Consider the following 22,887-nt stretch of genomic DNA (forward strand, 5'->3'; position numbering starts at 1 on the left):
ATTCACTAATCTTATTCTACGAAATTGTTTAGCCCTTCTGCAACGCTTAGCAGACAGCCCCTTTCCCATTGTATCCATTGTTGAGCATAATATGCCTGCTTGTCCTTGCTTACAGGGGAACAATCTACAACAATAGCCCGGATAAGAACAGACCGTCTTTTCCGGGCACATTACAGATCATCCTCATCCACACACATACCAGTCTTACACCACAATGAATGAGATATCCTCTGTTCCATTTTCATATCAACTTATTGTTCTAGCCCGCATGTTTCTTATCCTCGGCACGAACATAGCGGGATTCGATCTCTTCATCGGCTGCAAGCTGCTTGCGATATACGATTGCAGATAATAACACACTGATCTCATATAACAGGAGCAAGGGAATCATCACCAGCAGATCGGATATAAAGTCTGGAGGTGTAATAACCACTGCAATGAAGATCAGAACAAAATAAGCAACTCTGCGCATCTTGCGAAGGCGAATGGGATTCAGAATCCGCAGTCCTGTCAGAAACATAATAAGTAATGGAAGTTCGAATAACAGGGACACAGGCAGCACGATTCCAAACAAGAAGCTGAAATACTGTTTCATCCCGTAGGTCTCCACAAGCCCCATCTTCTCCGTTATCGCTGTTGTGAAGGCAAGTGCCATCGGAAAAATAACATAATACGAGAAAGCCATACCTGTCAGAAATAAAAGAAACACATAGGGCACATACTTCAGCGTTGCTTTTCGCTCGCGCGGTTTCAGCCCCGGACTAACAAACTTCCAGATCTGATACACCGTAAATGGCAGTGTAATAATAAGTGAGAACAACCCTGCAATCTTCATGTAGATGCCAATCCCGTCCCAGAACGAGAAGGCATGTAATACAAAACCCTTTGCCGACTCTGACTTCGTCAGATATTGGTATACCGGGTCCGCCACAAAAAATCCTGCAATGAGTCCCAGCACAAAAATACTTAATACGTAGATCAGCCGCTTCCGCAGCTCACTCAGATGTTCCGTAATCGACATTTCTTCCATTTGCTGCGTCATGCCTGCCCCCCATTATTGCCAGCTTAAAATACAAAACCCTTCCGGCAGGAAGGGATTTCTCTTTCATTGCCGTCAAGATTATTCCGGCAGGCGTTTATCAGCAGGCTTGTCTGCAGGTGTGCTCTCAGCCGCCAGCGGTTTCGCTTTCTCCTGCTCTTTGCGATTGGACGAGTCATCCTCAGAGATAATCTCGCGAGCGCCCTCTTTGAATTCACGGAAAGTACGCCCAACTGCACGTCCCAGTTCCGGAAGTTTGTTGGGTCCAAACAACAACAATGCAATCACGGCCAGCAAAATAAAACCCGTTGGTCCAATGGAACTTAACATTGATAATCCTCCTCGTCTCAAGCTTCGAAGATGCGCATACTCGGCCAGATGTTCATAGATGTCTCTGCTGCGTTCTTAATTTAAGCCCATCATACCATAGATGTAACCACTTACATAACCCGCAAAATTCACAAATAAGAGATGTCACTATAACAATCTAACACCGGTTCATGGCTAATCGGATATCTTGCCCCAGAGTCCGTGCTCGATTATTGCTTGAACTGACCCGTAACCATCAGCAGCGCTTCCGGAAGCTGATCCATAATGGCTGCCAGATGTTCGTGCACACCCTTTGGTGTACCTGGCAGATTAACAATCAGCGTGCGTCCACGAATGCCACATACCCCACGGAACAGCATTGCAGAACGGTTTTTGCTCATTACACTGTACCGCATGGCCTCTGCCATCCCGGGAACTTCCCGCTCAATTACGCGCCGGGTCGCTTCCGGAGTAATATCACGAATGGCCAGCTCCGTGCCACCGGTAGTCAGCACCAGATCGGCGTGAAAATAATCCGTCATCTCAATCAAAGCCGCAATAATCTCATCGGGTTCATCCGGAACGATACGGTACTCCACGATTTGACCACCCAGCTCTTCTTCCACCAGCTCCCGAATGACTTGTGCACTCGTATCCTCACGTTCCCCGCGGGCTCCTTTGTCACTGGCTGTCAGGATTGCTGTTCTCCACACCATAAAGATTCACCCTTCTCCTCTATGAAAATAAATATTGCCTATCGGCTGTAATCACCGTTTTTGCCACCACTCTTGGAATTCAGCATGGTTGGACCGATAATCATATCTTTTTGCATGGCCTTGCACATGTCATAGACCGTCAGTGCTGCAGCTGAGGCAGCCGTGAGTGCCTCCATCTCAACACCCGTTTTGCCTTCGGTTTTGACAGTAACTTCAATGTGTAATTCATCCACTCCGTTGTCATGAAAACGGATATCCACACCCGTCAGTGCCAGCGGATGGCACATCGGAATCCAGTCCGACGTTTTCTTCGCGCCTTGAATCCCGGCAATCTGAGCCACAGCCAGAACATCACCTTTGCCGATTCGGCCCTCCCGAATCGCTTCCAGTGTATCTGGATTCATCGTCACTTTCGTTACGGCCACAGCCGTACGTACGGTAATTTCCTTACCCGAAATATCAACCATCCGGGCCCGCCCCTGTTCATTAAAATGGGTCAGTTTTCCACCCGAAGCCTGGCCGTTGTTCACTTCTGAACTCAATCACATCACAACCCTTTATTCGATATGTAATATACCTTCGGTTGTTATCAACAGATCAATCCGCAGATCGAGCAGGTCCATTGGGATCTCCTCTTGTAGCTGACCCGGCAATACCATCGCAGCCATCAACGGTTTCTTGCCCGTCATCACACATGTTGCTGCAAGCGTCTCGGCAAAACGATCATAATAACCGCCACCATAACCAATACGCCCTCCATGGAGATCATAACCAAGCCCCGGTACCAATACGAGATCGATATCCGGCCAATCATCAGGCGTCAGGACTTCACAGGAATCCTTAGGTTCGGGTATCCCCCATATGCCTGGCTCCAGATCCTGTTCTCCGGTCACTCGCCTTAGCTCCATTCGGGGTGGATTCGCCAATACTTTCGGTGCAAGCATCACATCTCCATGTTCCCAGCCCTCTTGAAACAGAAAAGCTGTGGATGCTTCGCTTCCATAGGATAAATAACTGAATATAACGAGTGGTCTGTTCACGACCTTACTCTTGGCCTGTCTAAGGCGCTCCAGCTCCCGCTTCACTCCAGCGTTAATCTTAGTCATTGCCTGCTGACGCATGCTCGCATCCATCAAATCACGGCTCTGTCTTAGTCTGGATCGAAGCTGACTTTTCAGTTCCGCATGATCCTGCATATCCTTGAATAACCTCCTGTTGATAGGGAAGGTAGAAAAAAGCTCTCATTAAAAACAATTTATATGTTATGACCAGTTGTCATCTTGTTGAAATGGTTAAAATGATTCATTTTCTGCAAAATCCTCATGTAATAACATGCCTTCTTTCAGTTTATCATTGATTGATCAAAAAGACTACATGCCCCATGCGTTCCCAATCGGTGCAATTGCTCTGTATTTCATGTAAACTGGGATATAGTTGTCATATCAAGAACTGGACCTATGGAGGAACTTAATTTTATGCTGCTGCAAGTATCCGGAATTATCAAACGTTTTGGTGTCGATCCAATCCTGGACGGCGTGAACTTACAAATATTAGAACGCGAGCGCATCGGCCTCGTTGGTGTAAACGGTGCGGGGAAATCCACTTTGCTCAAAATTATAGCCGGTGAAATGTCCTATGACGGAGGACAGATTTTCAAGTCCAAAGAAACAACGCTTGGTTACCTCGCTCAGAACAGCGGGCTGCAGTCCGATCGCAGCATCTGGGAAGAAATGATGAACGTCTTCGCTCACCTGACACAGGCTGAAGCTGATTTGCGTCAGATGGAACGCGATATTGCCGACCCTGCCCAGATGGAAGACGAGAAAAAGTATGCTGATCTGCTGGAACGTTATGCGAAACGCTCCGACTGGTTCAAGGACCATGGCGGTTATGAGATGGAAACCCGCATTCGCAGTGCACTGCACGGGATGGGATTCGGCGAATTTTCGCCAGACACCCCCATTGCTACTCTGAGCGGCGGGCAGAAGACACGCCTTGCGCTTGCTCGTATTTTGCTTCAGGCACCCGATCTGCTCATGCTGGACGAGCCTACCAACTATCTCGATATCGCCACCCTTACTTGGTTGGAAGATTATCTGAGAGGTTATTCAGGCGCACTGCTCGTGGTATCCCATGACCGGTACTTCCTTGATCGACTCGTAACAACCATCGTTGAGATCGAACGTCACCGCTCCAAAAAATATACGGGCAATTACAGCCGTTATATGGAGCTCAAAGCTGCCGAGTATGAAACTCAGATGAAGCAATATGAGAAACAACAGGGTGAAATCTCCAAGATGGAAGATTTTGTTCAGAAAAATATCGTACGTGCGTCAACGACCAAACGGGCGCAAAGTCGGCGCAAAGCCCTCGACAAAATGGAGCGCCTCGATAAACCGATGGGAGATTTGAAAAAAGCCCATTTTTCCTTCGAAACCGCCGTTATGTCAGGCAAGGAAGTGCTTCGAGTGGATCAGCTGTCCGTCGCTTATGACGAGGCTTCTCCGTTGTTCCGCAACGTATCCTTCGATCTGCGGCGCGGGGAAACCGTTGCTCTGATTGGTCCAAACGGTATTGGTAAATCCACCATGCTGAAGTGTCTTACGGGAAGTTTACGTCCCGTAACCGGGGTGATCCAATGGGGAACAAAAGTGCAGATTGGCTATTATGATCAGGAACAGACTGGGCTCAATCCGTCCAACACGGTTCTGGAAGAACTGTGGAGTGCCTATCCCGGGATGGAAGAAGCACGCATTCGGACCGTACTGGGGAACTTTTTATTCAGCGGTGACGATGTGCTCAAGAAGATCTCCTCCCTCAGCGGCGGTGAGAAAGCACGTGTCTCTCTCTCCAAGCTGATGCTGAAGGAAGCCAACATGCTCATTCTGGATGAGCCTACGAACCATCTCGACCTGTTTGCCAAAGAAGTGCTGGAAGCGGCATTAATGGATTATGAAGGCACCCTGCTGTTCATCTCCCATGACCGGTACTTCCTCAACAAAATGGCTGAACGCATTGTCGAACTTCATCCAGGCGGCACGGAACACTATCTCGGTAATTATGATGATTATGTGGAGAAGAAACAGGAGCTTGAGGACATCGCACGTGAAGCTGCTGAGGCACGTCAGACTTCAACCAAGAACTCGTCCAAATCCGATCTGAACACAGCCACAACCGAAAAATCCGGAGCGGCTTCATTCGAAGCAGAAAAACAGGCGAAACGTGAAGAGCGTAACCGGCAACGCAAGCAGGAAGCTCTGGAACAACAGATTGCGGAGTTGGAAACGAAGATTACAGAACTTGAGGTACAGATGGCTCTGCCTGAAATCTATCAGGATTATATGAAGTTGCAAGAACTCCAGCAACAATCGGAGGAACACAAAGCAGAACTCACTAAGGCATACGAGGACTGGGAAGAACTAGCTATGGAATAGTACGAATAGTACAGACTCAGGCCATGGCTTGATCGCGTCCATACAAGTTTAGCTATACCACCGGCTGATTCCTTATTGGGATCAGCTTTTTGTTTAAGTCGGGAGAACTGTTTTGGCTTTTGTCAAATTTACTCGAATGAAGAGAAATATTTTTATCCCCCTTTCCCTCACACTTATCCACAAGAAAGCAAGATAGCAAGCACATTAATAAGCTTAATTATACAGCGGTAGAATAGCCTTTTACACACAAAAACCATATTTATCCACTAAGTTATCCACTTTATCCACAACTTTGTGGATAGTAAGGAGTCATTCTATCCCCTAAACCCTTTTCGTTTCGAAAACTATACTGGTTTGACTTTGCGGTAGTTACCCACAAATTACACTGGATATGTGGATAACTATAGTCACACCTTGACAAATGCATTCTCCCGCTCCTCAATGTTCCTCCATAATAAGACAAAAGCAGACCTTGTCGTTCAAGGCCTGCCCGTCATTTATTTATATATGCCCTGCATATTTACATCAAATCGCAATTGCTACTATTGCCGCTGTAGATGCGATCTGGCAAAGATGGTTTACGCATGCGCTTCTTGTTCATGATGTTCGGAAGACTCAGCCTTCAGCCCAGCAGCATTACAAGCCGCTACATAAGCAAGACCGGCAGCCATGACGATATCATTATGTGTTGCTGTTCCCCGGAACTCACGTCCTGCACGCTCCACGGTAACTACAGCTTCCGCACTTGCACCCTCTCCACCACTCAAAGCATGCATCTCCATATCTACAAATGCAATATCATCGGAAATGCTCTGACCAATCGCACGAATGGTCGCATCCACGGGTCCCCCGCCAACAGCGGAGTAAGAGTGTTCTCCAGCGCTTGTGCGAATGCGAACGGCGGCCATTCGATCCGTCATGCTGCCTGCCGTCACCTGCAATTCAACCAGTTCATAGTCCTGTGCAGGAATATTCATGGTCTGGCTAACCATCTGCAATAACTGGTCGTCACTGACCACTTTTTGCTGGTCTGCGGTTTCTTTGAACACCTCATACAATTGCTCCATCTGTTGCTCATCCGGCTCAAAACCGTATTTACGAACCCGATCCTTCAGGGCGTGACGACCGGAGTGTTTGCCCAAAATAATCATGCTGCGCGGAATACCCAGCGCTTCCGGGTCCATAATCTCATAGGTGTTCCGATTCTTCAGCAGACCATCCTGATGGATGCCGGATTCATGCTGGAATGCATTACGTCCCACCACTGGCTTGTTGTACGCAATCGGGAAGTGCATCGCACGGCTAATCTGACGTGAAGTCTCATACAGCTGATTCAGCTTAATGTTCGTCTTTGCACCAATTGCGTCTCCCCGAGTCTCCAGCGCCATAATCAGCTCTTCCAGTGCACAGTTCCCTGTCCGTTCTCCGATACCATTGATGGTCACTTCAATCTGAGTAGCCCCATTGGCGATCGCGGCCAAACTATTGGCTACGGCCAGGCCCAGATCATTGTGACAGTGAGCACTATAACGAACCTGATCACCGCCTCTTGCACCCTCACGCACCCGGCGGAACATCTCGCCATACTCATGTGGCAGGGCATAACCGACCGTATCCGGCAGATTGATAATGCTCGCTCCAGCTTCAATGGCGACTTCAACCATTTCAATCAAATCGTCCATCTTGGTACGAGCAGCGTCCATGGCTGTGAACTCTACGATGTCCGTGAACTGGCGTGCATAAGATACCATCTCACGAGCAGTAGCCACCACTTCACTGCGCGGACGGCGTAGTTGATGCTCAATATGAATATCCGAAGAAGAGATAAACAAGTGAATTCGGCGACGTGCTGCATCCGCTGTTGCTTGAACTGCTGCATCGATATCACCTTTGACCGCACGCGCGAATCCACAGATCTCCACGTTCTGCAACTGTCTCGAAATCGCCTGAACCGCCGCGAACTCACCTGGACTGGAGATCGGGAATCCAGGCTCAATGACGTCGATACCCAAAGAAGCCAGTTGGTGTGCCAGTTCAATCTTTTGCTCGGGTTGCAGACTCGCTCCTGGTGCCTGTTCTCCATCGCGCAGCGTTGTATCAAAAATCTCAATCATGCGTTTGTTATTAGTTGTTGTCATATCCATCAACCTCCATCAAATTTTTATAAATATTTTCGTTACGATCCACGTGCCACAAGAACACCCGCTAATCGCCGTCACTGTTGTTATATATTTTGTTTGTAAATGCGTATGTCGTTTGTAGCTTAGTCCTTGTTAATCATTAAAGCCTATTGCATGTTTAGTGCCTATACTTGATGTTTCATGTTCATTTACTTGATGTTCCATATTCATTGCTCGTTTGTTAAATATCCTACTTGCTTGTGACAGGTTGTACGTCGACTTACACCCTGTCTTTCTCACTTTTCAATCTCCATATGGTTTATCCCACGCCCACCCTGCTGCCGGCAGCAAACACAAATAACCCGCCATCTCATATAAGAGACGGCGGGTTATTCTCCCCTCCGCGGTACCACTCTTGCTTGATGGGCCAGACTTACGCCGACTCCATCCACCTCGTCGTCTCCGAAATCCGTTGGATGTGTGTGCACGTACGACATCACTGGAATTCGGAGAAACACCCTATAACGGAGGTTAACCGTTGCTGTGTAACACATGTCGTTGTCCATCAGGACAACGGGGCAATTGATATCGTCCCCATGCTTCCACAGCTCCGTTCCCGGGCGAGATTCGAATGATTCCAGCCACTGCGTCGCACCACCCCGCAGCTCTCTGAGCGCTTTATCATTCTACTGCTCCCGTTCATCACATTTATAATATGACCTAACTTCATTCATCTTTATTTTGAAAATCAAAAAAGCCTGCCACCTCATGCAATAATGCAAGAGACGACAGGCTGTTCACCTTCGCGGTACCACTCTTGTTGACTTCCTTCCTGTTCATTCAAGACAACCTCTGAATGCTTTCGCATATCCGGATCACTTGAAGCAGCCTGAAAGCCCCCTCAGTTATCGTCAGTTGATCCTTGTAAAAACGGTCCTACCGACAACGGCCCATTCACGGAGGCAACCCGTAACCATGTACTTTGGGCCATGATCGGCCTTCGGATTCTCCCAAGGAGTCACCGTGTTCCATCGTTCCGCTTCCAGGTGAGTTTCAGGTTTCCTTCGACTGCGTTGCACCGTACCGCAGCTCTCTAAGACCGGGAATGACCTTACTATTCCTGTTCATCGCGTTTATCAGTTCAGGAATCTGAATTCCTGTTTAAATTTGTAACTAAATATACATTCTTTACATCCCTGCTGTCAACTCTTAATCTCAAACCGCTTGCCTATACGGACTGAACGGACCATTCCTCCAAGGAAAGTCCCGGATCTGCCTTCGCATCAAATTCAGCAATTTCTCCCCGCTGCCATTTCAGATACGCAGCTGCTCCTATCATGGCCGCGTTATCCGTACAATAATCCATTGGCGGGATTAACAGTTCAAGCCCTTCCTTCGTGCATCGCTCCTGTAAAGCCGAGCGCAATCCCCGGTTTGCTGCAACACCACCACACAACAGCAATTGTCGTGAACCATACTCACGAACTGCTCTAACGGCTTTCTCCACTAATACTTCAACAACAGCTTCCTGGAAACCACGTGCAACCGCAGACGGCTCCAAGGGTTCTCCTCGCATTTTGGCCTGATTGAGCACGTTCAGTACAGCAGACTTCAGACCACTTAGACTGAAATCGTACGAACCCGCTTCCAGCCATACCCGTGGTAATGGCACTACATCCTCCGCTTCAGATGCCATCCGGTCCACATGCGGGCCACCCGGATAAGGACATCCCAATGCACGTGCTACTTTGTCATACGCTTCGCCTACGGCATCATCACGTGTACGACCAATCAGTTTGAACTTGCCCTCGGATTCCATATGCACAAGTTCTGTATGTCCACCGGATACGACCAGTGCCATCGCTGGATATTGCAGTTCATGAGTAAGTCGGTTGGCATAGATATGCCCCGCAATATGATGTGTGCCAATGAGTGGTTTGCCCAGTGCCATCGCCATCGTTTTGGCCGCAACGATACCCACCAGCAGTGCTCCGACCAGCCCGGGCCCTTGTGTTACGGCGATTGCACTTAGATCACGTGAACGAATGCCGGACTGTTCGATCGCTTGTTCCAGCATCAACGTAATGACTTCAACGTGTTTGCGTGAAGCCACTTCAGGTACCACTCCACCGAATGCCTTATGCGTCTCGATCTGACTTGAGATCAGATTGGATAGCACTTCTCTCCCATCCTTAACAACAGCTACCGATGTTTCATCACAGCTTGTCTCCACCGCCAAAATGTAAGATGGTGCAGAATTTATTTTTTCATTGAGTTCGTTCATGAATCCAGTACGCTTCCTTCCTCTTCGCCGCTCCGGCCTGCAGACGGCAAGTTCGCCCACATAATCATCGCATCTTCCCCATTATCGGAGTAATACCCTTTACGAAGACCCGCCGATTCAAACCCTTTTTTCTGATATAAACGCTGAGCAATGCTGTTCGAGACTCTGACCTCCAGCGTCATTCGTTCCATCCCGAGATAAGCCGCTGTGCTCATTAATTCATCCAGTAACTTTTCACCAAGCTTGCGTCCACGATACGCGCCTCTGACTGCAATATTGGTAATATGGGCTTCATCCATGATGGTCCACATACCTGCATAGCCAATGGCTTTTCCTTCTAATTCCATCACCATATATTTAGCAAAATGATTGTGTGTCAATTCATTTTGAAATGCTTCTTCCGTCCAGGGCAGGGTAAAGGCCTCATGTTCAATCTCCATCACATCGGGAATATCCGCGAGTGTCATGAACCTGAACTGAAGCGTTGCTTCCTGCTTATTATTCGCCACATTGTCCATCTGCTTCCCCTCCCCTTTAGTGCGTGTTCAAAAAGACCGGTTTTCAGTACCGAGAAGATGAGATGAAGCTATAAATGGAGTAGCGGAACGTAGGGAAAACTACGTGAGCAACCACAATGTTTCCAAAGGAAACATACTTCGTAAGCCTCCCGCTTATTTCGGCTGAATTCCATATTCGATGCTGATGATGCCACCAGGTATCCTTCGTAATCAAAAGCGGACTTTTTGAACAACTACTTTAGCCTTTGCGCAGCAGATTGGCTTCCGCTTCAGACAACTGGGTGTAGTTTGGCACCAGCGCATGCACGTCTTCACGCTGACCTGCAAGCAGCGCGGCGGCGCCAAGGCGCCCAACCCAGCGGCCTTCCAGCTCATAAGGTACGAGCTGGAGCGCCGTTCCTGCGGGGCAGCGAAGCTCCGCCGCTGCCGCAGCATGAGGGCCCGTCTCGCCGACGATCCAGACGGCTGCGGGCCGCTCTTCCGGCGCCGTCTCCGCCATGCGGGCGGCGAGAGCTTCCAGCCATCCGTCCATCTTGCGGATGGCATCAGGCGCCAAACGCCGGGGCGCATCGCTCCCGGCGGAGGCAAACAGCGCGGTGCACGCTTGACCGCGCCGTGCATCCACAAGCGGAACGATCCAGTGGACAGGGGCAGCACCTGTGCTGCCCTGGTCCACGGATGGCGTTCCGCCAACCCCTGCTGCGGCTTCCTCTGCCGCAGCTTCTGCCTTGGCGGCAAGGCCGCTGTGCCAGCCGCCCCAGGCGATGGCCTGAAGGCTGGACACCCCGGCTACAGGGATGTCCCACGCCCAGGCCAGTGTCTTCGCCGCGGTCACCGCAATGCGGATGCCCGTGTACGAGCCTGGGCCAACGCCAACGGCAATGCCGTCAAGTTGCCCAGGCTGTGTGTTGCTGGCGGCCAGCAGCTGCTCCATCACCGGTACAACGTGTACCGAATGGTTACGCTCAGCCCGTTCATTGCGTTCTTCCAGAAGCGCATGATCTTCCATCATCGCAGCTGCCATCACTGCGGTGGATGTATCCAACGCCAAAAACCGCTGACGCGGCTCTTTTTGTAAATCTTCCATCATCATTTGACCCCATTCTGTCTGAACTGTCGGCACATGGCTGCATAAGTCTCGCCGTACCCATCCAGTGTAATCGTTCGATCCTCCAGGCCCGTTGTTTCAATCTGCACATGCAAGTGCTCTTGCGGCAGCAATTCGGGAATGATACTCGACCACTCCACCAGACTGACTCCGGCTCCATAGAAATATTCATCAAGTCCAAGCTCATCCGCTTCTTCCAGCGATATGCGATATACATCCATGTGATATAAAGGCAGACGCCCTTCGTACTCCTTGATTAGCGTGAAAGTGGGACTGCTTACCACATCACGTACACCTAAATGCCAGGCAAATTTCTGTGAAAATGCCGTTTTTCCCGCGCCCAGATCACCATCCAAAGCAATCACCATGCCGGCGTTTGCCTGTCTGGCAAGTGCGGAAGCGAGTGCTTCTGTATCTGCAATGCCATGGGATTGATACACCCACTGCTCGTGCGTCTGATTCAATATTCGCCCCACCTTTGGCGGTCCAGCCGCCTGAGTTCACTTTGAACCTTATTATATCGGTCCCTTTCTTCCCCCGCAACATCCAAGGAGGCAAGCGGAAATACAACATGCATTATTAGACCTGTCTCATAACTCGCTTCCTTCGAAGTTTCAGACACCTATTAGGAAAAACCAAAAACCGGCACCTCTCGGTACCGGCCATGTTATGCATATATTTCAGCTTTTATTCATTCTCGAACGCCTCAATAACTATATGCTACTTGTATCTACTCCTCCAAACGATCCACACGAACCGTCTGGGTATTTCCCGGCCTGCTGCCAACCTGAACGGTTGCCATGCCATTGGCTTCATCCACATTCTCGATCCAGACTGGATCTCCCTCCAATGTAACGGCAATGGTATCCTTCGAATCATAGATCGCTTTAGCGCGTTTTGCATCCATCATTTTATTCATACTCCCCTTCCGGATCTTCGTGGTCTTCCCTAATCATGGTGTCTGTTGTGCTATCACCAATATAACCGTTATCTTCCGTAACCTGCCCCCCGCCTAACCCTTCATTCACCATCCGGTCAATGTCGAGCATGAACGACTCCCGATCAAGGGGCAATTCTTCCGAAGTGACCGCTTCCCAGTCTACAGCTGTAGCAGGTGTATAGAATTCTTCAGCACTTTCGGCTTTGGCAAGAGGATATGGAGAAAATGCATGCTTGTGTGCTTCTTCCTCATCACGTCTGTTTTTCAATATTGCACCTCCCGGCATATGTGCTGCGAGAATAACTACCTATTCCATGCTCATCTTTCTGTCGGAATCCAAGCATGTTTCTGTTATCATCCCCGAGTATCGCCGAACCATACGAATTCGTTCGTCTACAAGACGATTATCCCTCGCACCAGATGCCCATACTATTGAATATAAATCCGTGTTCAAAAAGTCTGGTTTTCAATACCGAGAAAGCGGAATTTTTGAACAACCTTTCGAAAGGAGCCGACCTATGCATACCGTCTGGAAAGGTGCAATCAGTTTTGGCCTTGTGCATGTACCTGTCAAAATGTTCTCGGCTACCGAAGACAAAGACATCTCGATGCGCTATATCCATAAAGTCTGCGGCAGCCCGCTCGCTTATGTTCGTCAATGTCCCTCCTGTGAAGTGGACGTGAAGTGGGAAGAGATCACCAAAGGCTATGAATATGAAAAGGGAAAGTTTGTTCTCTTCGAGAAAGATGAATTGGAAGCATTAAATGATTCCACCAGCAAAACCATTACCATACTGGATTTTGTCGACTTGACTGAGATTGATCCGATCTATTTTCAGAAAACATATTACCTATCGCCCGATCAGGCTGGGGGAAATGCCTACCAGCTCTTGATGAACGCCATGCGGGATACCGGCAAAATTGGCATCGCCAAAATCTCCATTCGCTCGAAGAGCAGTCTGGCTGCCATACGTGTGCTGGAAGATTGCCTCTCTATGGAGACGATTTTCTATCCGGACGAGATTCGTCCTGTCTCCCAGGTGCCCAACTTGCCGGAAGTGCAGAACGTGAATGAAAAGGAACTCACGATGGCAAAGTTGCTGATTGATCAATTGTCCACGCCTTTTGAACCCGGTAAATACACCGATGACTATCGTAGCAAACTGCTGGATCTTATCCAGCACAAAGTGGCGGGCGAAGAAATCAAGATTGCTCCAGCCAAACCTGAAGCCAATGTGATGGATTTGATGGCTGCCTTGCAGGCAAGTATCGAGGCCGTGAAGCCTATTCCGGCTGACCCTGGGACAACAACGGCTAAGCCTAAGAAACGTGCGCCACGAAAAACGCCTGCTCAAGCGGTTGCCGGAGGAGAATCCGATACACCTGCTGCACCAGCCAAAAGAAAAAAGGCGACACCCAAACCAAAAGTTTGAATGCCGCTACGGCAAGACCGATTCCGTTATATAACTCATGTAATGAGGTTTACTCTGATCCGGCTTCACAGTCGGATTTTTTTGTTTTACAGAACTATTGAAACAGTTCTTGTCAATCACACTCCAGCTATAATTGCAAAATGCGATTGACGAAAGCCGATTTATATTTTATATTAACTTATGAAAAGTAACTTATTTATGAATATACAGTCACGCTGTAATTCTGCTTTAACAGTATTCAATTAAATAATCCGTTTTCAACGCATATACAAAATTAAACGAGAATCCATATTATCTATGATCAGGAGGAAACAATCATGAATACAACGTATCAAATCCCTGCCACAACCCATCTGGGTGAAGTGAGTCTCCGAATTATGAACCTGGATCGTTCGATTAAGTTCTATACCGATGTGGTTGGATTGAAATTACTTGAGCGGAGTGGCAAAGTGGCCACGTTGACAGCCGACGGAAAACAGTCCCTGCTGCGATTGGAAGAGCTCACGGATGGAATTACCCTGCCGGAACGCTCACACGCTGGCTTGTACCATTTCGCCATCCTGCTACCTGACCGTAAGTCCCTGGGTCTTGCTCTTCGTAATCTGGCTGCATCCGGTATCGATATCGGCCAAGGCGATCACTTGGTCAGCGAAGCCTTCTATATCTCAGATCCCGATCAGAACGGGATTGAGATCTACGCCGACCGTGCACGTGATACCTGGAAAAGGGATAGCGACAATAACTACGTGATGGCAAGTGATCCTGTTGATGTGGAAAGCCTGTTTGCCATATCGGAGAATGAACCTTGGCAGGGTCTGCCTGCTGGCACCGTTATTGGTCACGTACATTTCCACGTCCGCAGCCTGGAAGAAGCCCGCAACTTCTACACTGGCGTACTCGGTTTCGATATCGTGGGTAACTTCGCCAACATGTCAGCACTATTTGTATCCGCAGGCGGCTATCATCATCATCTGGGATTGAATATCTGGGCAGGAGTGAATGCACCTGTTAATCCAGATAACGCTACAGGAATTGACTACTTCACCATTGTGTACGCCACAAAGGATCACGTGGAACAAGCACTTGAACAATTGCGTCAATCCGGCGCAGTCGTTACACAAGTGGAGGGTACCTGGTTTACGGTAGATCCACAAAATATTCGTATACGTCTGACAACTGCGAACTGATTTTGTTTAAGTGTTACAATATGTTTGCTTAACCTCATTTTATTAAGCCCGGGTAACTGATTTCTCTACATCACAGAGAGATCGGCTGCACGGGCTTTTTGAGTTGGCTTTTATAAAACTGGCACAATTGGTGCATTCTAACCAATACATAGACAAGATATGTTAAGGAGATACCTCATGATCGAAAAGGGACGTTTGACTGTTAGGCAGCTCGCTTCACTCATGTTCCTGTGCACAATTGGGGAGCAAATTCTGATCTTCCCTTCCATGATCACATCCTACGCTCATCAGGATGCCTGGTTATCAGCCTTGTTGGGAGTCGCAGGGGGTCTTGGCATACTCTTCATTATGCTTGTTGCCTACAAACTGCATCCCCGGTTAAATCTGATTCAAAATGCCCTTCGAACACTGGGACCCTGGATCGGGACCCTGTTTGGCTCTTTTTATATTTTTTATTTCCTGATCAGTACCTCAACGTTCATTAGGGAGATTGGCGATTTTATGTCTACCCAGATCTTGCCGGAATCTCCATTACTGATTCTGCATTTGGTTTTTATGTGTGCACTTGTCTGGGGGCTTCTGTCGGGCCTGGAGAGCATTGGTAAAACTGCTGAGGTCTTTCTTCCTCTGATCGTGTTGTTTCTGCTTATTCTGACGGTGTGTCTAATCCCCCATATACATTTAGCTAACATCCAACCTGTGCTTGCACAAGGATTTCTTGATCCATTCAAAGGTTTTGTTGCTGTACTCACATATCCCTACTGTGAGTTATGCATCTTCATGATGCTTTTTCCCTACACAAAAAATGAGCCCCATCTGGAGAAGGACGTCCTGTTAGCAGGGATGATTGGCGGATTGTTACTCACACTGACGCTAAGTATGTGTCTGCTCGTAATGGGACCATGGATGACCCAGCATCACTGGTTCGCTTCATTCAACCTTTCACAGAAGATCAATATCGGAAACTTTGTGCAACGCATCGAAGCCTTCATAGCATCGGTCTGGATTATCGCTGTTTTCTTCAAAGCCGCTCTGTTCTTCTACGGTTTTGTCCTGGGCGTCGCCCACCTGTTTCGCTTGTCCAGTCACCGTTCTCTGATCCTGCCTGGTGCCATGCTTATTCTCGCCATGTCTATTCTAATCTCTCCGAACGAGAACTTTTATCTCAAGGTCGTTATTCCCTATTGGATTGATTGGGATCTGACCTGTGGCATAGCACTTCCGTTACTGCTCATTCTGGTGCATCATATGAAGTCCCGTTTTCAAAAAATATAACTAAATTCCGAATTAACCTACGCTAATTGGTTAGATCGAGGAAGGAGTTCCCCATGTTCAAACCGTTGATTCCATTCGAACCCATCTCCAGAGATACTTTGCCCACAGGGCCGCAATGGATTGCCCAGGTCAAGTGGGATGGAGTCCGCATGCTTGCCTATGAGGACGGGCATGAGCTGCGCCTGGTGAATCGCAGATTACATGATCGAACCGCACAGTATCCCGAGCTGGTAACACCACGCAATCTGTGTTCAGGCTCCTCTTATATTTTGGATGGGGAAGTTATTGCACTGGACCCCGACACCGGAAAACCTTCGTTTTATCATGTTCTGCGGCGGGATCGGATGAGCAGACCCGAAGGTATCGCCCAAGCCATACATCAGATTCCGGTCACATATATGGTATTTGATATCCTGTTTTATGAGGGGAAATGGGTGACGGATCAGCCTTTGGCAGATCGACAGCGCCTGTTGCACGAGGTCCTTAACACCGCTCCCCATGTTCAGGAGGTCACCAATACGCTTGATGCCGCTTCCCTGCTTACGGTCATGAGACAACATCAGATGGAAGGCATTGTCTGCAAGGATCTCACCAGCAGTTATGGCATACAGGGCAAGGATCAGCGCTGGCAGAAGGTCAAAATCATGCATGATGTATATGCCATGATCGGGGGAGTCACGTACCGGAGCGGTATTGTGAATGCCGTCGCGGTCGGTGTATATGATGGGCCTGATTTTGTCTATATTGGTCATGTCGGGACTGGCAAGCTGAACTCCAATACGTGGCGGGAACTCACACATCAAGTCGAGCCTCTGATCAGGCAGGACAGACCGTTCAATAATGTACCCGAGCGCAGTGCAGAGACCACCTGGGTGGAACCACGAATAGGAGTCAAAGTGCAGTATATGGAGCTGACTCACCATAACACTCTACGCCATCCCAGTATTCAGACCTTCGCAGAGGTAACCCGTGAGGATTGTCTGGCGAACCAGCTTCTTCAATGAGTCAGTCCAAGATTGATTACACATATAGGAGGTATTCCATATGGCCCCCAAGATCCAGGGAACCATCATAATAGAAGGCACAGAACTGACGGTCACAAACCCGGACAAGTTGTTATGGCCGGATGCGGGTGTTACCAAAGCCATCTATCTGCAAAAGCTGGCCGCTCTGGCTCCTTATCTGCTCACGTATACGAGCAATCGACTTCTCACCACGATAAGATATCCCCACGGCGCTGGAGGAACATTTTTCTATCAAAAGAATGCCCCTGAGCCTGTCCCAGATTATGTGCACACTGAAGTTCACGACGGCATCCGCTATGTGGTCATGAATGGACTTCCCGAATTGTTATGGCTTGGCAATCTGGCTGCACTTGAATTTCATCCTTCTCTGCATACTGTGGGAAGCCATCTGCCCAGTGAATGGATGATTGATCTGGACCCCTCTCAGGAACATGAACCCCGGATTATGCAAGCTGCACTCATCGTTGGCGAAACCCTGACTTCCCTTGGTTTGAGGTCCATTCCCAAAACTTCGGGCGCAACAGGAGTTCAGATCATCGTTCCGATTATCCAAGGGGTAACCTTTGATGAATTGAGAGAGGTTGGTTATTTTGTAGGCAAATATGTCACTCAGAAGCACCCGGATCTGTTCACACTGGAACGACTTAAAAAGGACCGAGGAGACCGCATTTATTTTGACTATCTCCAGCATTATGGAGGCAAAACCCTTGCCGCTCCCTATACACCTCGTGCCAAATCTGGCGCCACTGTCTCTACACCCCTTACCTGGGATGAGGTTCGAAGCAACGTCTCCATCCAGGATTATCATCTGATGAACATTATTGAACGCTTGAACAAAACCGGTGATTTAATCGCAGCTGTTGAACCCCAACCGGTTGAACACATTCTCAAACATTTGAAGAAAAAATAGCCGACTCCCTCATCACAAGGGTGTCGGCTATTATCATTCATGTATATATCAATCGCTAATGGATACCTTTTTTCTTGAAACGTCCGCCCTTCACGTCATGAATGTTACCGATCGCCACAAAGGCTTGCGGGTCCCAGTCTTCAACGATGGACTTGAGCTTGGCTTCTTCCAACCGGGTGATTACAACGAAAATAATCTTCTTCTCATCCCCGCTGAATCCGCCCTCTCCATCCAGGAAAGTTACACCCCGACCGAGACGGTCTGTCAGGGCTGAACCAATATCACGATATTTCTCACTAATGATCCATACCGATTTGGACTGGTCAAGTCCTTCATTCACAATATCGATCATCTTCATCGCAATATAATATGCAATCATGGAATACAGGGCATTCGGCCAACCGAATACAAATCCTGCACCTGCGAAAATAAACACGTTAATGAATAATACGATCTGTCCTACAGACAAAGGTGACTTCTCACTAAGCAAGATGGCCACAATCTCCGTACCATCCAGTGAACCGCCAGACCGAATGACAAGTCCAACACCCACACCCAGGATCAATCCGCCAAATACAGCTCCGAGCAAAGGCTCACCCGGCGTTAATGCAGGAACACGGTGCAATAATGATGTCCCGATGGACATGACCACGATCCCCAGTAGTGTGGATAATGCAAATGTTTTACCAATCTGCTTGTAACCCAGAATCAGGAAAGGCAAGTTGAGCAAGGTCAGGAATACTCCGAGTGGCAGATGTGTAAGTTCTGACACCATAATTGAAATCCCCGTAATCCCACCATCAATAACACCATTCGGTACGAGAAACACTTCAAGCGATACAGCCATTAGTGCAGCACCGATCAGAATCATCACAATACGTTGCAGCAGCTTTAATGTAAACACCGAGCTTTTGACCCCGCGGTCAGCTTGCTTGGCTGTTAGTTCTTTCACCGTTACATTGGACATGGTATCCCCCCCGTTAAATCAGTGTGTGAATCCATTTTATAAATCATTTAAATACTCAGGGTGAATCTACATATGGAGAACAGCAAACTGCGTTCTATATGTACCCTGGCTATACAGCGCAAGCATCTAAAGGCGATATAAAATGGATTCAAAATGTTATTCATCCCGGTTTGCACTTCAAAAGAGAGCAAAAGGGAGCCTGTTTTCCCGCAGACTCCCCTCCTTCGCCAAGACATGATTTATATATCTATTATATCATAAAAGATCAAATTTGCGCAAAATACTCAGCAAAAAGAAGATAAATTCACAAAAAGTGAACTTATCTTCAGAAATCTGCCCTAAATCGGCTAAAGAAGCGGAGAAAGCATCCGAGAAAGCATTTCTGCGCCTTTTTGCCGTCGTGAACGCTTCTGAAATACCTCACCATCGATCTGACTGCATTCCCCGAGATCACGTTCAAAGTCAGTGATCAAACGACGAATCGGAGAGGACTCGAACAGGACAGCCGTTAACTCAAAATTGCAAAAAAAACTGCGCATATCCATATTGGCCGTGCCTACCGTTGCAAGCAACTCATCCACAATCATCACTTTGGCATGTACAAAACCTTTGCGATATTGGAAGAACTCAACACCTGCTCGCAGAAGTTCCTCTACATATGAAAGGGATGCCAAATGAACAAGCTTTGAATCGGATTGATATGGAATGATAATTTTCACATCAACGCCACTGACAGCAGCTGTTTTGAGTGCCTCATACAGAGCAGGATCAGGAATAAAATATGGTGTTGTAATGTAAATCCGGTCACAGGCTACCGAAATGGCCCCAAAACACATTTCCTGAATGGCATCCCAGTCCTGATCCGGCCCACTGGCCAGAATCTGAATTCGTTCTTCCCCGCTACAGATATGAGGTGGAAACAATTCCGCAAGCTGGGGTTCGGTAATTCGCTCACCGGAAGCCAATTTCCAGTCGTTAAGGAACGTACTTTGCAGGAAGTACACGGCATCTCCCTCGATCTGCACATGTGTATCCCGCCAGAAACCCACCTCTGGATATTGTCCAAGGTAATCATCGCCTACATTAATGCCACCCACGAAGCCAACTTGTCCATCCACAACGACAATTTTACGGTGATTCCGGTAGTTGACTCTTCGGTCAATCGTTGCAATCAGTGGCGGTAGAAAATAATGAAACTCCACACCTGCATCCTGCAGTTTGCGGATAAAACTCCAGCTCATCTTGTGACTGCCGAGACCGTCACAAATAAACCGAACCTTCACGCCCTCCTGTGCCTTACGAATCATGACATCCTGAAACTTCGTACTGATTACATCATCACGGAAAATGTAAAATTCCACATGCAGATGGTGCTTTGCTTTTTCCATTTCCCTCAGCATTGCCGCAAATGCCTCTTCACCATTTGTGAGCACCGTACTGTGGTTACAACCTGTAATCGGGCTCTCCGACAGATGGGATAACAGGTTAAACAATCGATGCTGGTGGCTGAAACGATCACCAGGCATCTGTTCGACATCTCCAATGATGTGGGCTTGTTCCCAAATTGTTTCCTTCATTTCACGGAAGATCCGCGATCCACCCTTGCGAAGTTTTTTTCGTTTGTTATAATCCTGCGCCACGAAATAGTACACTACAAAACCGATCAAAGGCACACAGAACAAAATAAACAGCCAAGCCACAGCTTTAGCCGGATTACGAAATTCCAGCAAAAGAATTGTGGCTGCCTGGAAAATAAATACGAGTAATATAATGACCAGCCAGAACATTCGGCTTCCTCCTCAAGTGGCAAGCTTTATGGCCTTGCCCTTCTCTCACCTACACAGCTTTGACGATTATGTATACAGCTAATCATAGATACCCAATGTACCCCCTATTCGTAACGTTTGCTTAGATAAAACTTTACATAAGCAGACGGAACACTTGATTCTGGAAATTCAAAATTCTACTTTGTTCATTGTATATTCTGACTGTGTTACCTTCTACATATCAGTTTAATGATGGAACAGATTCGCATTGTGACACCAATCTGCTCATTTTACTTTCCAGACTCTTCCTCATTTCTTTGTCGGGAGGTGGTCTTCTTACGTAAAATTAGATATAATAATCGTTAAAAACTTATTACCTAAAGGAGAAGAGCAGTGAATGGAAAGTGAGAGGTATGCGTTAAATTTAGTAATGGTTGCTTTTTTGATAGGACTTTCGGCGTTTTTTGTCGCAGTGGAATTCGCTCTGGTACGGGTTAGACCGAGCCGGATCGACCAAATGATTGCAGAAGGAAACAAGCGTGCGCTGGCTGTTAAACAAGCCGTTGCCAATCTGGATGGTTATTTGTCCGCCTGCCAGCTTGGAATCACGATCACATCTCTGGGACTGGGCTGGCTGGGTGAACCAACGGTAGAGAAAATTCTCCACCCTGTGTTCGAAAGTATGCAAATTCCTGAGGCGGTTTCTTCATTCTTATCGTTTGTAATCGCGTTTGCTTCCATCACGTATCTGCATGTTGTGGTTGGTGAACTCGCTCCAAAAACAATTGCAATCCGGAAAGCCGAGACTGTTGCACTGCTGACGTCTACACCTATCATCTGGTTTAACCGAATTATGTATCCTTTTATCTGGCTGTTAAACGGCTCAGCGAACCAACTGGTGAAACTGTTCGGAATCAAACCGGCTTCTGAACATGAAGATGCACACTCCGAAGAAGAGTTGCAGATCATCATTAATGAAAGTTTTGAAAGTGGTAAAATCAACCAAGCCGAATTCGGTTATGTAAGCCGGATCTTTGCTTTTGATGAAATGTTAGCCAAAGAAATCATGGTACCCCGGACCGATATGGTCTGCCTTTATGTGAATAGAACAAACGAGGAAAACCTGGAGATCATTCGTGAAGAACAATATACACGTTTTCCAGTAGTGAATGAGAGTAAAGACGATATCATCGGTATCATTAATACGAAACAATTCTTCCTGGAACTTTACGGAAACGATGAACCTGTTGATCTATCCTCCCTGATTCAGCCTGTATCGGCTGTTCACGAAACAACTCCTGTGAAGGACTTGCTCAAGAAAATGCAGAAGGATGGCGTACATATCGCCGTACTTGTCGACGAATATGGAGGAACTTCCGGAATTGTAACCATCGAGGATGTACTTGAGCAGATTGTTGGTGAGATTCGCGACGAGTTCGACGCAGACGAAGTGGAAGATATTCAAGTCATCAATGAGAACTATGTCATTATGGATGGCAAGGTTTCCTTATCGAAGGTGAACGACATGTTTATGTCCAGCCTGGATGCAGATGAGTGGGACACCATTGGTGGATGGCTCTACAGCCACCGTCCCGAGATGAATGAACAGGAAGAATATGAGTTCGAGAATCTAATCTTTGTTTTGCTGGAAAAAGACAAAAATCGGTTCTACAAAGTGGCCGTTGTTCCCAAGGAACCACTGACCATGTCTGATTATACCGATGAAGACGAGAAAGAGTCCAATTGGTCTAAATAAAGCAAATTTATAAATAAGAAGAGGAGCACTTGCCTATTTTGGCAAGTGCTCCTCTTCTTATTCTATCTCGCCCTATCCGTCACTTCTCCAAGTTATCATT

22 protein-coding genes and 1 other annotated feature are annotated in these 22,887 nt (G+C 47.7%); of the genes, 7 read left to right on the forward strand and 15 right to left on the reverse strand.

What is annotated here, in order from left to right:
- Positions 1-259: 259 nt before the first annotated feature.
- From tatC to FE296_RS24030, 5 genes are all read right to left on the reverse strand, one after another.
- Positions 260-1,042 (reverse strand): twin-arginine translocase subunit TatC, encoded by a 783-nt coding sequence (tatC, locus tag FE296_RS24010; RefSeq protein WP_150366590.1) that lies wholly within the window; start codon positions 1,040-1,042, stop codon positions 260-262.
- Between the two features lie 78 nt (positions 1,043-1,120).
- The gene (gene tatA / locus FE296_RS24015) at positions 1,121-1,369 is read right to left on the reverse strand and encodes a twin-arginine translocase TatA/TatE family subunit (protein ID WP_036611264.1); all 249 of its coding nucleotides are present in this window, start codon (positions 1,367-1,369) and stop codon (positions 1,121-1,123) included.
- Positions 1,370-1,578: 209 nt separating this feature from the next.
- Positions 1,579-2,064: a MogA/MoaB family molybdenum cofactor biosynthesis protein gene (locus tag FE296_RS24020; RefSeq protein ID WP_017690080.1), complete on the reverse strand. Its 486-nt coding sequence runs from the start codon at positions 2,062-2,064 to the stop codon at positions 1,579-1,581.
- A gap of 38 nt (positions 2,065-2,102) precedes the next feature.
- Entirely contained in the window at positions 2,103-2,606 is a 504-nt protein-coding gene (gene moaC / locus FE296_RS24025) for a cyclic pyranopterin monophosphate synthase MoaC (protein WP_223869015.1), read from the reverse strand.
- 15 nt (positions 2,607-2,621) lie between these two features.
- Positions 2,622-3,260, reverse strand: coding sequence for a 5-formyltetrahydrofolate cyclo-ligase (locus tag FE296_RS24030; protein WP_150366591.1), 639 nt, complete (start codon positions 3,258-3,260; stop codon positions 2,622-2,624).
- Between the two features lie 279 nt (positions 3,261-3,539).
- On the opposite strand from FE296_RS24030, the gene FE296_RS24035 reads away from it, so the two are divergent.
- Positions 3,540-5,498, forward strand: a complete 1,959-nt coding sequence (locus FE296_RS24035; RefSeq protein WP_150366592.1) for an ABC-F family ATP-binding cassette domain-containing protein — start codon at positions 3,540-3,542, stop codon at positions 5,496-5,498.
- A gap of 578 nt (positions 5,499-6,076) precedes the next feature.
- Here the strand turns inward: FE296_RS24035 and FE296_RS24040 are convergent.
- The 8 genes from FE296_RS24040 to FE296_RS24070 form a co-directional block, all read right to left on the reverse strand.
- The gene (locus FE296_RS24040) at positions 6,077-7,636 is read right to left on the reverse strand and encodes a 2-isopropylmalate synthase (protein ID WP_150366593.1); all 1,560 of its coding nucleotides are present in this window, start codon (positions 7,634-7,636) and stop codon (positions 6,077-6,079) included.
- Positions 7,637-7,992: 356 nt separating this feature from the next.
- Positions 7,993-8,330 (reverse strand) — a binding site (T-box leader).
- A 516-nt stretch (positions 8,331-8,846) separates the two neighbouring features.
- Complete coding sequence (gene tsaD, locus FE296_RS24045; RefSeq protein ID WP_150366594.1) at positions 8,847-9,902, reverse strand: tRNA (adenosine(37)-N6)-threonylcarbamoyltransferase complex transferase subunit TsaD; 1,056 nt, start codon at positions 9,900-9,902, stop codon at positions 8,847-8,849.
- On the reverse strand, positions 9,899-10,420 hold the full coding sequence (gene rimI, locus FE296_RS24050; protein WP_036668955.1) for a ribosomal protein S18-alanine N-acetyltransferase: 522 nt from the start codon (positions 10,418-10,420) through the stop codon (positions 9,899-9,901). The genes tsaD and rimI overlap by 4 nt, the downstream gene beginning before the upstream one ends.
- 238 nt (positions 10,421-10,658) lie before the next feature.
- Positions 10,659-11,507, reverse strand: a complete 849-nt coding sequence (gene tsaB / locus FE296_RS24055) for a tRNA (adenosine(37)-N6)-threonylcarbamoyltransferase complex dimerization subunit type 1 TsaB (RefSeq protein ID WP_124117375.1) — start codon at positions 11,505-11,507, stop codon at positions 10,659-10,661.
- Positions 11,508-11,509: 2 nt separating this feature from the next.
- The gene (gene tsaE, locus FE296_RS24060) at positions 11,510-11,992 is read right to left on the reverse strand and encodes a tRNA (adenosine(37)-N6)-threonylcarbamoyltransferase complex ATPase subunit type 1 TsaE (protein ID WP_017690089.1); all 483 of its coding nucleotides are present in this window, start codon (positions 11,990-11,992) and stop codon (positions 11,510-11,512) included.
- On the reverse strand, positions 11,989-12,150 hold the full coding sequence (locus tag FE296_RS32980; protein WP_190945507.1) for a hypothetical protein: 162 nt from the start codon (positions 12,148-12,150) through the stop codon (positions 11,989-11,991). The genes tsaE and FE296_RS32980 overlap by 4 nt, the downstream gene beginning before the upstream one ends.
- A gap of 108 nt (positions 12,151-12,258) precedes the next feature.
- Positions 12,259-12,435, reverse strand: coding sequence for an H-type small acid-soluble spore protein (locus FE296_RS24065; protein ID WP_026081228.1), 177 nt, complete (start codon positions 12,433-12,435; stop codon positions 12,259-12,261).
- Between the two features lie 4 nt (positions 12,436-12,439).
- Entirely contained in the window at positions 12,440-12,736 is a 297-nt protein-coding gene (locus FE296_RS24070) for a hypothetical protein (protein WP_124117014.1), read from the reverse strand.
- Between the two features lie 250 nt (positions 12,737-12,986).
- On the opposite strand from FE296_RS24070, the gene ku reads away from it, so the two are divergent.
- The 5 genes from ku (at position 12,987) to ligD (ending at position 18,298) form a co-directional block, all read left to right on the forward strand.
- The gene (ku, locus tag FE296_RS24075) at positions 12,987-13,901 is read left to right on the forward strand and encodes a non-homologous end joining protein Ku (protein ID WP_017690092.1); all 915 of its coding nucleotides are present in this window, start codon (positions 12,987-12,989) and stop codon (positions 13,899-13,901) included.
- 317 nt (positions 13,902-14,218) lie between these two features.
- On the forward strand, positions 14,219-15,088 hold the full coding sequence (locus FE296_RS24080) for a VOC family protein (protein WP_091015400.1): 870 nt from the start codon (positions 14,219-14,221) through the stop codon (positions 15,086-15,088).
- A 177-nt stretch (positions 15,089-15,265) separates the two neighbouring features.
- Positions 15,266-16,363, forward strand: coding sequence for a GerAB/ArcD/ProY family transporter (locus FE296_RS24085; protein WP_190945509.1), 1,098 nt, complete (start codon positions 15,266-15,268; stop codon positions 16,361-16,363).
- A gap of 53 nt (positions 16,364-16,416) precedes the next feature.
- Entirely contained in the window at positions 16,417-17,367 is a 951-nt protein-coding gene (locus tag FE296_RS24090) for an ATP-dependent DNA ligase (RefSeq protein WP_124117016.1), read from the forward strand.
- Positions 17,368-17,407: 40 nt separating this feature from the next.
- Complete coding sequence (gene ligD, locus FE296_RS24095; protein ID WP_150366596.1) at positions 17,408-18,298, forward strand: non-homologous end-joining DNA ligase; 891 nt, start codon at positions 17,408-17,410, stop codon at positions 18,296-18,298.
- 55 nt (positions 18,299-18,353) lie between these two features.
- Here ligD and FE296_RS24100 read toward each other — a convergent pair whose 3' ends face one another.
- Both FE296_RS24100 and cls read right to left on the reverse strand, forming a co-directional pair.
- Complete coding sequence (locus tag FE296_RS24100) at positions 18,354-19,265, reverse strand: YitT family protein (RefSeq protein WP_124117018.1); 912 nt, start codon at positions 19,263-19,265, stop codon at positions 18,354-18,356.
- Positions 19,266-19,612: 347 nt separating this feature from the next.
- Positions 19,613-21,052, reverse strand: coding sequence for a cardiolipin synthase (gene cls / locus FE296_RS24105; protein WP_047841979.1), 1,440 nt, complete (start codon positions 21,050-21,052; stop codon positions 19,613-19,615).
- A 376-nt stretch (positions 21,053-21,428) separates the two neighbouring features.
- Between cls and FE296_RS24110 the strand changes: the two genes are divergently transcribed.
- A complete protein-coding gene (locus FE296_RS24110) occupies positions 21,429-22,787 on the forward strand; it encodes a hemolysin family protein (protein ID WP_124117020.1) in 1,359 nt (452 codons plus the stop codon).
- The last annotated feature ends 100 nt before the right edge of the window (positions 22,788-22,887 follow it).

This window comes from Paenibacillus sp. UASWS1643 (assembly GCF_008693195.1).
GTDB classification, from domain to species: Bacteria; Bacillota; Bacilli; order Paenibacillales; family Paenibacillaceae; genus Paenibacillus; species Paenibacillus amylolyticus_B.